Here is a 12,390-nt window from a genome sequence, read left to right as displayed (position 1 = left end):
TCTGTCACTGTAAAGCAGCGAAGCATGAGGCTGCACAGGGGTATGGAATCACCCCGGTACAGGCTCTTGCACGGTTGTAATACGGGGAATAAATGCCTTCATATTATCATCTATCCGCCAGGCGGGAACATGAGCAATGTCACCTTTTACAGCAAACGGCACAGACCCGGAACTCAGGCTGTATCTTTTCCCTTGAGAATATTGTAAGCAGAGCTGAATACCCCGAACAGAATCCCTGTTACAGGAAACACGATCCAGTTGATGTGCCACTGATCGTACACAAACCCGCTGACCAGAAAGACGCAGGTAACCAGCGGCCAGACGATGGAGGCTACTGCACCGATGACCCGGTCCTCTTCCTTCTTTTCTTTACTGAAATCCCCGGTCTTCAGCAGCATCTGATACGCTCCCCGGATATTTCCGTAATAGACAAAGAGGAATACAGCTACAGCCACAACGGCCAGCAGCACCACAACCCCATACGAGGAGGCATCATCCCCAAAGGCTGAAGCTACAAAAATAGCAATTGGCGATAATACGCACAAGCTGACTCCCATGATGAGCGACAGCATATAGGTTGCAGCAAAACCGGACTGTTTCCGCTCAACCTCAGCCTGCAGATGGTAAGGCAAACTGAATCCGGACTCCAAATATTTATACTTTTCCATTCGCATGCCGCTGTAAATAAACATCGCAATAGCCGGAACCAGCAGAACTAACAGAAAGCCTACCCCGATCATGCTCATCGCATCCTCCGAAAAGACAGATCTCATAAACCCGTTCTCCCCAAGACTCGCAATCAGAATGAGCAGGCCGGCGCCCACCATAATCAGCCCTGTGCCCAGCCCTATAAGCAGCCCTGATCTCCTTTTGGCAGCGATGAATTCCTCCGTCTCCATTTCAGTAAGCATTGGAAGCAGCTCTTCCTTAGGGTGCTCCCCGATCCCCAGCTCGCTGACCAGCTCATCAATGTTCCCGAATTCGGAAATGACGATGCCCACCGCCTCATTCTCCGACTTCCCGTCATCCTTCAGCTCGTGATATTTCTCCTCCATGTTGCCAAGCAGCTCCTGCTTCAGCTTATGCATCTGTTCCGTTCTGGGCAGAGAAGCGAACATATTGTTCAGATAACCTATGATTGTATCCAAGTTCATCACAGCTCCTTTATGAATTTGTTGATGACTTCTTGCGTGACTTGCCATTCCTCGCATTTGGCGCGGTAATAGGCCAGGCCCTGCGGGGTGATACGGTAATAAGTACGTCTTTTCCCAAAAGTCTCATCCAGATAAAATGAATCGATATATCCGTTCTTCTCCAGCCGGGTGAATGCGGAATAGAGCGTGGTTTCCTTCATAATGTATTTCTCTTCCGAAAGCCTCCGTATATTCTTGGAAATCTCATAGCCATAAGACTCCCCGTCCAGAAGCATGTAGAGGATCATAGTATCGTTGTATCCCCGGATAACGTCACTGCTGATCAATTGCCTGCCTCCCATACTTCATCTGTCGTAGTAATTATGTTCATTGTAGCATAATTACTACGACAGATGAAGTAGTTTTTATCCCGAGAAAATTTTAAATTAAAAAGCAAAGGAACACGCTTCCTTACAGCATGTTCCTTTGCTCCCGAAAGATTCGCTTAACATGAATACGAAGTTAAGATCCCGGCTTCTGTTCAATGTATTTAATGTTTCTTGCCACTTCCAGAAAAACCGGAAGCACCTTCTCCTTATTTCTATTGAAATACAGAAAGTACAGCAGCATGTCTGGTGTATTGTCATGCTTTAATACAAAACCGTCTACCCGCGTACCTCCTCCGCCATCACCTGCGCTGCCAATGTATTCCTCATACTGCATTAGGTCCTTGTCTTGAAAAAGGATCTCCCCGCCAAATTTAAGCGATTCATGTGGATTGTCAGGGTGTACCAGACGATCCACCTCACTCATGGCAATGAACTCCGACTTGTTAAGTCCAATCTCAGAGCCATCTTCATAAACGAATTCCTGCATAGTATCCGGTATATAGAATCCGTAAGGATGCAAGTCAATTTCCACAAATGCCGACGGATATTCTTGTCCCTGAATAGTAAGTTTCTTCTCACCACCGGTATAGGTTAAGTTCTTAATCAGCTTGGTCTTGGGAATCGTTGTTACCAGGGGCTGTACGATTCCCACCTGCTGCCCGGTTGCCTCAGAGACTTCTGCCGGAGGGGTTTGTTCAGTGGTAGCAATAGGTGCGGAAGAAGCTAATGTTTCGCTCCGGGCGGGCTGTCCGGAGCTGGAACAACTGATCAGGGCGGCGAGTGACAGCATGCTGCATATTCTGAAGAGTATACGCATAGAGTTACCTCCTTTGGCCTTTATCTAGTTCAATAATACCATCACTTTGCCTTTTATTGTAAACAATTTACAAGAAAAACCCAGGCATAACAACCTGGGTCTTGTCTGAATTAATTAACCGTGTCTACATGGAAATGATCAGCATGATCAGCACGGATATAGATTTTACTAGAGGTCAAACCATGGTTGGTATAGTAAATAACTCTGCTGACATTAGCATTAGCTACGCAAATTTCCAAAAACTTTTTAGCCTCGGCAGCAGTCAAACCTGCATTTCTTATATCAACTTCCCGCCCGGTTTGATGGGTACTGTGCTCAGGTGTATCCGCTCCGTCCATCAGACTTCCGTCATTCACTTCTATTAATTTACTATAAGTGGAATAAAAGGCATAGCCGATACTGTATAAGGTATCCCGGCAGCTGCTCGTGCACCATGCGTGGTCCAGCTTATACGTTGCATCATTGGCCAATCCAACTACCGTGTCATTATAGTTTATATAGCCAGACGTTGACTTAAAAATCCGGACCCACCCCCTTGGTGAAACTCCGATAGATGCATGCATCGCATTGCGGGAACCTGCACCGTAGCTCCCATCTGCCGTCAAGCCAGAGTTACTCTGGAATACCTTAAGATTTGCAGTTGTCGCTGCATCGAATGTATTGCTGGTATTTCCTTCAAGAGAGGGGGTACTTGTCCATAAATAAGATGGGGTAATGCTCCGGTACTGCCTCAGGTTTGCTTTGAGAACAGCTACCTGAGCATGCGTACTTCCCTGACTGTACACCCCTAAAAAATTAGTTCCATATATCGAATTTGAGTTTGCCGTGCCTACAGCTGCAACATTATTGTGTCCTGCCGCCATATCGGATCATTCCTTCCTCATTGTTAACGCCGGGATTAAGATCATGGGTTCCCGGATCCCATGTCTTAATTATCGTTACATCATACAAAGTGAAAGGAAAAGCTCAAAAAACAACCACTTGTGAATTTTTTCATAATCACATGGCTCCCGCCCGAAAACCAGGGTTCACTAGTTTCACGGAGGATTCTACCCAAAAAATCTGGGAACTGGGCGTATAAAGTTGTCACTATATTAATGTTTCACATTCTATAACCTATGAGCTGAACTCAAAAGCTTTGCAATTCATTCCACAATCTACCACTCTTCAGTTTAGCTTATGTAATAAAACCAATATTTTAGGAGGGACAGCCATGAATCCAATTGAAAGGGAAGACATACTACTATTTTTTCAAGAATATAGACAAAAAAATCCCATTTTATTTAAGGACAAGGTCATTCAGTCTTTTTTTGAGTCAGAATTCCACCGAATTCTACTTGTGAGACAACTCAAAGGTAACGAACGGTCCGGGAAACAGCTCGAGGCAGCTTTCAGAGGACATTATTTCGAATTCCGCTTTGCTAAATTTATGAACTCTATTATAAAATTCCATGCTATAGACCAGATGCGCAGGAATCAAAAATATAGGAGACGCAATCTGTTAATCTTTGACCAAGTAGTTTCTGATGAAGGAGAACAAACTTTGGGGGATTTGTTAATGAGCAAACAGCATACCCTTCCCTCAGAACACTCCATAAATAAGTCATTAGGCTTCCAAGATTCCATTAACAACGAGAAATTAGCAGAGTTATATTCAATGCTCACTAGTAATCAGCAAAGTATAACAACACTTCGTTATGTTATGGGTTATCAGGACAACGAGATCGCTAAAATTCTTGGAATCAGCCCCCAAGCTGTCGGCAGCACCCGCAATAAGGCATTGAATACTCTCCGGCTCGGTTTACAAGTCCAATGAAATCAAACAGAGAAGACCCGCTGTTGAACATGGTTGCACAGGCACAAGCAGGAGATCTGGAGGCACTGCATCAGATTATTATCCGATTCAAACCGGTTATTCAGAAGGTTAGCCTTACGGCTTCTATTAATGAACAAGATGATTTAGAGCAGGACCTCACTGAAATGTTAATTAAAAAAATTATGAATTACCCGCTAAATTCCGCTCCAGATTATTCCTCTTTCTGCAATAGGTTATATGAGGCTGCGAACTAACTTAGTATTATTGTCATTCATTTCTATAAAGTTAAACTCAAATAAGGCCAGGGCATCCCAAGGGAAGCGCCTGCGCCTTATCCGGTTTATTTGTAGAACAATTCACTTACAGCACAGCCAGTACAACCATTCCAATGCCTCTAGCCGCTAAAATTCCGTTGTCCAGCTGCCCCGCATGCTCCTCGCCGAACAGAACCGTCCATTCCCCCAGCATGGGCAGCTCAAGAACGGCTCCATCCGGATTGGCATTGTACAGGACGTAGAGATGCTGTGCGGAATCTCCCCCGGCATGATCTCTTAGCGAGAAGGCAACCGAATGCGCCGGAGACTCCTCGAAGACCAGATGGTCACGGATTTCATCGGCGGTCCGCAGCCGGAAGGCCGGACGTGCCGCGCGCAGCGCAATCAGCCGCTTCATGTAATCTACAGATTCCGCATGAGCGGCGCAGCGTTCCCAGTCCAGCCAGTTGTACTCCACTGGCGATTTATAGCTGTTCTCGATCTCGTCCTTGGTCCGCAAGAACTCCTGCCCGGCATGGATGAAGGGAATCCCCTGGCTGGTCAGGATCATCGCTGAGGCCAAGCGGTGCATGGCGCGGCGCTGTTCATCCGTTATCCCTCCGGTAGACAGCAGAAGCTTATCCCATAACGTGTGGTTGTCATGGCACTCCACATAGTTAACACTTTGCTGCGGCTCCTGGGCGTATTGCCCGAGGCCCGGCCCGTAGTAGATCCCTCCGGCAATCCCGGCCTTCACATTCCGTTCAAAGCCGCTACCGCCGCTAATGAAGCCTTTCTGGTCATGCAGAAAAATATTACCTTTGACCGCATCGCGGTAACCGTCGTTGAAATGTCCGATGCCCGGCAGCTCATTGGCATGGCGCTGGTTGGCGCGGAGATCCTCTGCCAGCTCCGTATCCATCACCCAGCCCTCCCCTATAGTCATCAGGGAAGGATCAAGCTCATCGAGCCGGCGGCGGATTTCTGTCATGGTGCTAATATCAAGCAAGCCCATCAGATCGAAGCGGAAGCCGTCGATATGATATTCTTCAGCCCAGTAGACTACCGACTCCACGATGAAACGTGACATCATCTTCCGTTCAGAAGCGGTGTCGTTACCGCAGCCGGAGCCGTTGGACAGCCGGCCGTCCGCTTTATAGCGCAGATAATAGCCGGGAACCAGCTTGGTAAAATTCACGCGGAACCCGTCATAGACATGATTGTAAACAACATCCATTATGACACGAAGGCCGCGGTCATGCAGCGCCTGTATCATAGTCTTCAGCTCCTTGATGCGCAGGCCCGGCAGATACGGGTCTGTAGCATAGGAGCCTTCAGGCACATTATAGTTCTTGGGATCATATCCCCAGTTATAATGCGGCTGATCCAGCCGGGTCTCATCTACGCTCTCCGTAGCATAATCGTAGACAGGGAGCAGCTGCACATGAGTCACCCCAAGGGCGGCAATATGGTCAAGGCCGGTCGGAATCCCTTCAGGGCCGCGCGTCCCGGCTTCTGCCAGGCCTAAATATTGTCCTTTATGCGTAATCCCGCTGGCGGGATGCATTGACAGGTCTCGCAGATGAAGCTCATAGATCACCGCATCAACAGGATCATCCAGCGGCGGCTGATCCTGCGTCCAATGCTCAGGATCTGTCTTGCGCATATCAAGAACCGCACCTCTGTCACCATTCACGCCGACAGCACGGGCGTAGGGATCTGCTGCTTCATTCCACAAATCGCCCAGCCGCACACGGTAGGTGTAGAATTTCCCGTTCAGATCACCGGGAACGGTGATTCTCCAGGTTCCCCGGACATCCCGGATCATAGGAATATGCTGTCCGGCTGCCTCCTGCCATGTTTCATAGAGCACAAGCTCTGCTTCCTGGGCGGTAGGCGCCCATAAACAGAACGCCGAGCCGGTCACTGAATAGCTCAAGCCAAGATCGCTCCCGTCGTAGCTGAACAGTTCATCAAATTCCCGGTCAAACACGGATATACCGCTGGTAGCCGCCGGATCGCCATAATAGATTGGTTCCTTCATTTCCTTTTGTACGGACAAGGCCCCCGCCTCCTTTACCCTTTATTAAAATATACGTCTGCTTATACTGGGAGTTACACTAAATCCATTCTTCATAAATGGAATTTTATCCTAGTCTTACGTTTTGTGCAAACGTTTGTATTATGCAGTACCGGAAGGTCAGACCTCTCAGCTGTCCCGTCATGCACCCCAGCCGGCAGGTTAGCCCTTCCTTATGCGGTTAAGGTGCCTCTGAGGATTCCGCTATGTTAAGCGCCACCATTGTAAGGATTGCCTGATTCGCTGTATATGAAATGCGCCGCTCCCGGCCGGGAATATGCCCGCGGCCCGGATGCCGTACCCCATTGTCATGGACAACCAGCGTACATGTGCCATCAGCGTTATCCTCATAACCGATTCCAAGCACCCAATGATAATCATAGACATAACTTCCCCGCCAGCGGAGGCTGAACCATTTATCAAATTTAAGCGCTACAGGCCGCGAGGCATCGATCTCGGCTTTGTATTTTGCAATATCATTAAATACGGATACCGTAAGCAGTCTGGAGCTATCTTTCCCGCGCGGAGCAGCATGGCTGATGTAGGCCCGGAGACCTTTGGCGAAGCTGCGCACACTCATCCCCCAAGGTGTTCCGCCATGATGAGTGTATATGTAATTGATATGTGCTGCTTTGGAATCAAAATGACCGGCCCCCGGAATAAACAGCCTGCCCATACGCGTGTGCCAATATTCCATAAGCGCGGCCATAGTTGCCGGACCGCAGGCTGAGGCGGGGGAGGCTACTCCCGCTTCCCACTGCGTATACGGTTCCGCCTTCAACTGCCGCCTGGACGGCTGTCCGCTCATAGGGATACCCTATTCCGGCATTGCTGCAATACACGTTCAATATCCGTGGTCAGGAACGGCTTGCTGACAAAGTCATCCATACCGACCGCGTAACAGCGTTCCCTGTCCTCATCCCTGGCATAGGCTGTCACTGCCGTGATATAAGGCTGATGATCCGGAGGAGCCTGCTGGCGGATTCTGGCCGTAGCCGTCAGGCCGCTCATCACCGGCATTTGCACATCCATAAATACAAGATCATACGGCTTGCGGAGCACAGCCTGCAGCGCCCCGCTGCCGTTGTCTACGAGGTCAGCAGTATATCCTCTTGTACGGAGCATGGTCAGCAGCAGCTTCTGATTAACCGGATGATCCTCCGCGATCAGAATGCGCACAGGTCCGAATTTGGCAGCAGGCAGCCCCCCTTGCGCAGGAAGCAGCAGTTCCTTGCCGGCAGCCTCAGGCTCAAGGCTGCTTCCGGCTGATCCCCCTTGATCTGCCGGGGTAACCGGTACAGATACATGCTGATCGGAGTCAGCAGAATCGTTTGATTCCGCCCCCCCTCCATCAGGATCGATGTCAATATCTATAGGCAGTGTGAAATAGAAATCCGAGCCTTCTCCTTCAACGCTCTCCACTGTGATCGCTCCGCCCATCAGCTCAACCAGCCGTTTGCAGATCGCGAGGCCCAGTCCGGTTCCCCCATATTTGCGGTTGATGGACGGATGAAGCTGGGAGAAGGACTGGAACAACAGCGGCTGTTTCTCCGGCGAAATTCCGATTCCTGTATCCAGCACACTGAATTTCAATATCAGCTTCCTGCGGTCCCGGCAGTATTCCGTACCGAGATGGATAGAGACTTGGCCCTTCTCCGTGAATTTGACCGCATTGCTGACGAGGTTCACCAGCACCTGGCGCAGGCGGGCGGCATCGCCCATAATCAGCTCCGGCACATCATGAGCCCTATGGCAGGAGAGTTCAATGCCCTTCTCCCGGGCTTTGGGCGTGAACAGCTCCGTTACGCTTTCAAGCAGTCCTTCCAGGCTGACCGGCTCATAAGTAAGCGTCATTTTACCGGCTTCTATTTTGCTGAAATCCAGAATTTCATTAAGAATATATAACAGGGACGCGCTGCTGTCGCTAATGATCTCAGCATATCCCCGCTGCTCCTCATTAAGCTCCGTCTCTGTGAGCAGATCTGTCATCCCCATAATTCCGTTCATCGGCGTCCGCAGTTCATGGCTCATGATGGCGAGGAATTCCGATTTGGCCTGGTCTGCTTTCTCTGCCAGCTCCTTCGCTCTAATAATCTCCTTCTCATCGGTAATGTCACGGAAGACAACTACCGCTCCCTTGCGCTCGCCCTTGTCAAACAGAGGGGTAACCTGATATTCGGCCAGAAAGCTGGAGCCGTCCTTGCGCCACAACACCGCATCTTTGCTCTGATGAGATTCCCCTGCCCGCACCGCCCGCATCAGCGGCGATTCCTCCGGCCGGTAATGAATGCCGTCCAGCGCCGTCTGTTGAAGGTGGTCCAGGTAAGGATGGCCTGTGATCTCTCCATATTCAAAGCCCAGCATCTGTGCCCCGGCGGGATTAATAAAGGTTACTTTCCCCTCGGTATCCAGACCGAATATCCCTTCGGAGACCGCATTCAGGATCAAAGTGTAGTCATTGCCCAGCTTCTCAATCTGCTCGGTGTAACGGATACGGTCCGTAATGTCGCGGGATATTCCATATACACCTACAACCTGTTTGTCCACAATAATAGGAATATTGGTCGTGTTAATCTCCACCAGATGGCCATCCTTATGAATCAGCGTAAGGTCATAGCTCTGGGGAATGCCTTGGGTAGCCAGAGTGAAATGATGCATCGTCTTCCCGATATCCTTATCCGCCACGAACGGTCCGAAGTAATTACCCAGCAATTCGTCCAGCGAGTACCCGCTAAGCTCCTCCAAATAGGGATTGGCCGTGAGATATTCACCCTGCAGATTCATGGAATATACCGCGGAAGGATTATACTCGAACAACGATTTGTAGCGCTGCTCGCTCTCCTGCAGCTTCGAGTCGAACTCTTTGCGTTCTGTAATATTCCGGCCGACAGCAATAATCTCCACCGCTTGACCCTGCTCATCAAAAATATAACGGCTGTTCGTCTCAAACCAGATGTAGCTGCCGTTCTTATGGCGATAGCGGTAGGAGACCGGCCGGATAAACCCGGAGATCTCGCTTTCAGCCATAATCGCTCTCATCATCTCCAGATCATCCGGATGCAAATAATGATAGGCGCTGGTACCGATCATCTCTTCAGGCTCATAACCGAGCAGCGATCGAATGGCCGGTGAGCAGTACAGGAAGATGCTGTCCTTGATGGCGTGGCGGGAAATCAGATCGAGCGAATTCTCCGACATCAGGCGGAAATTGCGTTCGCTCTCCCGCAGCAGCCGCTCCATCTGCATCCGCTCGGTAATATCCTGCATCATGCCGATCAGCTGAACCGGCTGGCCGCCCGGTCCGAAGGTTACATCCCACTGGATGTGTACAGCCAGGATATCTCCATTCGGCAGAATCAGCCGGTAAGACGTGTCACCGGACTCCCCCTTGATTACAGCACGCTCTACAGCAGCTTGCAGGAGAGAGAAATCCTCCGGATGAACCAGAGCCATGAAAGCTTCATAATCCACATTCTCATTCCCGACAGCATTCTGCAGAATACGCCGCACCTCTTCCGAGAATGACAGCTTCCCCTTGGTCAAATCCCAGCCCCACGAACCAATTCTGGCTACCCTCTGGGCGATGGCGAGCGCTTCCTCGCTCTGCTTACGCCGGGTCACATTACGCCCGATTCCCATAATTCGTGTAATTTCGCCGTTCTCACCCCGGATTTCATGAAAAGACATCTCAAACCACAAATAATGCCCGTCCTTGTGACGTAACCGGCGGCTGTAAGTATCATTCTTCAACAGGCCGTTGGAGCTGCTGATCCCGTCAATATCATCCGGATGATAGAATTCTGTCCGGTTTCTTCCGATCATCTCCTCCGGCAGATACCCGATCTGCGGGAAGGAGGAGGGGGAAATAAAGCTTAACGTCCCGTCCGGCAGCGAGAAGGAAATCATGCTCTGATCATCTTTTATAAATAAGTTGTACAGATCGCGGCTGTCTACTGTCAGCTGGTCAGCAATCTTGCGGTCCGTAACATCCTGTGCATATACAATAATATTCCGGTCTATCCGTCCTGCTTCTGCCGGAACAAACGTAAGGGAGAGCCAGAACGGCCGCCCGCCGCTGCCCGGGAAACGCAGCTCTTTCACAAGGGGCTGCCCGTTTGTCTGCGATAGCTCCTTCATGATTTCGGGTAAAGAGAATCCCCGCTGCTCTTCCGGCCGGACCCGGCCTGTCCCCGATAAAGCGCCCGCGAGAAACTCCGGTTCACTGCAGCCAAGCATCGTGCAAAAAGCAGGGTTAACCATGACCCAGCGGCCTCCTTCAGAAGACAGCACGGCCATCCCCACTGGAGACATCAGGAACGCTTGATCCAGAATGGTTCTATTCTCTGCCAAGTTATCCATTAAACAAGGCCTCCTTCATCTCGAGCCGGCGCTTCTGCAGACTCTCTGTTGTCTTCGCTTGTCCTTCTATATTTCACAGTATACGATAAGAGTAGCAGGGAATGAAACGTGAAGCCCCCATTGGATCAGGAAAATTCAAATTGTAAATATTGACTATTCCAGAAGTGCGCCCTATATTAAAAGGTAATTATATAACCGTGACTCATTACGCTGGAAGCACCCGTAATAGAGGCCTATTGGCCTTTACTGCGGGTGCTTTTTTGCGTGCATTATCGGGACACGGAAACAAGAGGAGGAATATTAATGAGGAATCTGTGCAGGAACGCCTTAACGCTGCTCTCCCTGCTGATTGCCCTGGCCACTCTGGCCGGGTCTGCTTCTGCATCTCCGACGGTAATAACCGCATCGGTTCAGGCGTCTTTTGATCTTACAGCGGCAGCGGCAGATAGTACTGTCCGCGTCCGGCTGAAGAGCCAGTACAGCGAGTTATCCCTCCTGTCAGCCCAATATGACAGCCGGGAGGTACAGATTAGAGCGCTTCATGATCAGAATGCAGAGGCGCTGATTGTTGTCCGGGAGGCCATCAAGAATATAGACCAGGCTTCCGTAGCCCGTCTTACCGCAGCTGTCAGCAGCGCCAAGGAACGCTACCAGCCGCTGTTCGATCAATACAGCACACTCAACAAACGGATTTCCCTGCTCAAAGGGCTGAAGGACAAGACGCTGAATTCCGTACTGAAGGCCCAGTCCGAGGCAATGAAGCTCCTTGTACAGCTGGCCCGCCAGGAGATACGCGACAAGGAGGCCCTGCTCAAGGCTGCCAAGGATACACGCACCAAGCGGGTTGCCGCCGCCCGCAAGATTCTGGCCGGAATGGACTATGCGCAAATTTCAATGAAAACCCAAAAAAGTGCAGCCTCCGCATTAAACAAACGGCTTACCGCAGACTGGAGCGATTTCAAATCTGCGGTCCGGAAGCAGAACTCCGTCCTGGCCGGCCAATCCCTATCCTCAATGGTCTCCGGCTACCGGCAAATTGCAGCCAGCAAGCTGAAGATTATTGAGCTGGAGCAGAAGATTGCAGCGATTATTACCGCTACCCATAAGCAAATCGGCACTTGAACTCCTGCCTGTCCTGTATCTTCCACCCGTACGGGCGCATATGGTAGTTAAAGAAGACCATCATCATGCGGCGGGAGGAGGCATTCACTATGCGTATCTGCATCATTGCACCCGAACAGTTCCCGGTTCCAGGGGATGGCTCTGTAGAGATCTGCATCTGGAATATTGCACGGCGGCTTGCCCGAAGGCACAAGGTAACTATAGTGAGCCGGAGATCGCCGGGACTCCCGGACACTGACGAAATAGAGCAGGTCAGGTTCATCCGCCTTCCTTCCGGCACCCCTGCCCGGTACCGCAGCGCGGTTCTCGGATATCTGGAGGCGGCAGAACCCTTTGAACTGATTCAGATTGATAACCGGCCGCTGCTGCTGGCCGCCGTCAAACGGCGGCACCCCGGCACTCCGGTGTTGCTGTTCCTGC

General features: G+C 50.5%; 10 protein-coding genes and 1 pseudogene. 4 read left to right on the top strand and 7 right to left on the bottom strand.

Features of this window, described 5'->3' with window-relative positions; all coding sequences use genetic code 11:
* Window positions 1-173: 173 nt before the first annotated feature.
* The 4 genes from QW71_RS14600 to QW71_RS14585 all read right to left on the bottom strand — a co-directional run bounded on the left by QW71_RS14600 (window position 174) and on the right by QW71_RS14585 (window position 3,202).
* On the bottom strand, window positions 174-1,148 hold the full coding sequence (locus tag QW71_RS14600; protein ID WP_039299603.1) for a permease prefix domain 1-containing protein: 975 nt from the start codon (window positions 1,146-1,148) through the stop codon (window positions 174-176).
* Between the two features lie 5 nt (window positions 1,149-1,153).
* Window positions 1,154-1,480, bottom strand: a complete 327-nt coding sequence (locus QW71_RS14595; RefSeq protein WP_039299366.1) for a PadR family transcriptional regulator — start codon at window positions 1,478-1,480, stop codon at window positions 1,154-1,156.
* A gap of 175 nt (window positions 1,481-1,655) precedes the next feature.
* Entirely contained in the window at window positions 1,656-2,339 is a 684-nt protein-coding gene (locus tag QW71_RS14590; protein ID WP_039299363.1) for a hypothetical protein, read from the bottom strand.
* Window positions 2,340-2,449: 110 nt separating this feature from the next.
* The gene (locus QW71_RS14585; protein WP_052770038.1) at window positions 2,450-3,202 is read right to left on the bottom strand and encodes a peptidoglycan-binding protein; all 753 of its coding nucleotides are present in this window, start codon (window positions 3,200-3,202) and stop codon (window positions 2,450-2,452) included.
* A gap of 350 nt (window positions 3,203-3,552) precedes the next feature.
* Between QW71_RS14585 and QW71_RS14580 the strand changes: the two genes are divergently transcribed.
* Window positions 3,553-4,155, top strand: a complete 603-nt coding sequence (locus tag QW71_RS14580) for a sigma-70 family RNA polymerase sigma factor (protein WP_039299360.1) — start codon at window positions 3,553-3,555, stop codon at window positions 4,153-4,155.
* Window positions 4,156-4,184: 29 nt separating this feature from the next.
* On the top strand, window positions 4,185-4,409 hold the full coding sequence (locus QW71_RS14575; RefSeq protein ID WP_235441466.1) for a helix-turn-helix domain-containing protein: 225 nt from the start codon (window positions 4,185-4,187) through the stop codon (window positions 4,407-4,409).
* 106 nt (window positions 4,410-4,515) lie between these two features.
* On the opposite strand, the gene pulA is transcribed toward QW71_RS14575, so the two are convergent.
* The 3 genes from pulA to QW71_RS14560 all read right to left on the bottom strand — a co-directional run bounded on the left by pulA (window position 4,516) and on the right by QW71_RS14560 (window position 10,848).
* Complete coding sequence (gene pulA, locus QW71_RS14570; RefSeq protein ID WP_039299355.1) at window positions 4,516-6,471, bottom strand: type I pullulanase; 1,956 nt, start codon at window positions 6,469-6,471, stop codon at window positions 4,516-4,518.
* 199 nt (window positions 6,472-6,670) lie between these two features.
* Window positions 6,671-7,297, bottom strand: coding sequence for a C39 family peptidase (locus QW71_RS14565; protein WP_052770037.1), 627 nt, complete (start codon window positions 7,295-7,297; stop codon window positions 6,671-6,673).
* Window positions 7,294-10,848, bottom strand: coding sequence for a PAS domain-containing hybrid sensor histidine kinase/response regulator (locus QW71_RS14560; protein WP_039299353.1), 3,555 nt, complete (start codon window positions 10,846-10,848; stop codon window positions 7,294-7,296). Before QW71_RS14560 ends, QW71_RS14565 begins: the two co-directional genes overlap by 4 nt.
* Before the next feature lie 303 nt (window positions 10,849-11,151).
* Between QW71_RS14560 and QW71_RS14555 the strand changes: the two genes are divergently transcribed.
* Both QW71_RS14555 and QW71_RS14550 read left to right on the top strand, forming a co-directional pair.
* Window positions 11,152-11,970 (top strand): hypothetical protein, encoded by an 819-nt coding sequence (locus QW71_RS14555; RefSeq protein ID WP_047013782.1) that lies wholly within the window; start codon window positions 11,152-11,154, stop codon window positions 11,968-11,970.
* Between the two features lie 89 nt (window positions 11,971-12,059).
* Window positions 12,060-12,390: pseudogene (locus tag QW71_RS14550) on the top strand (glycosyltransferase); the annotation flags it as partial.

It is taken from the genome of Paenibacillus sp. IHB B 3415, assembly GCF_000802655.2.
In the GTDB taxonomy this organism is placed as follows: Bacteria; Bacillota; Bacilli; order Paenibacillales; family Paenibacillaceae; genus Paenibacillus_AQ; species Paenibacillus_AQ phytohabitans.
This window is presented reverse-complemented; position numbering and strand designations above follow the sequence as displayed.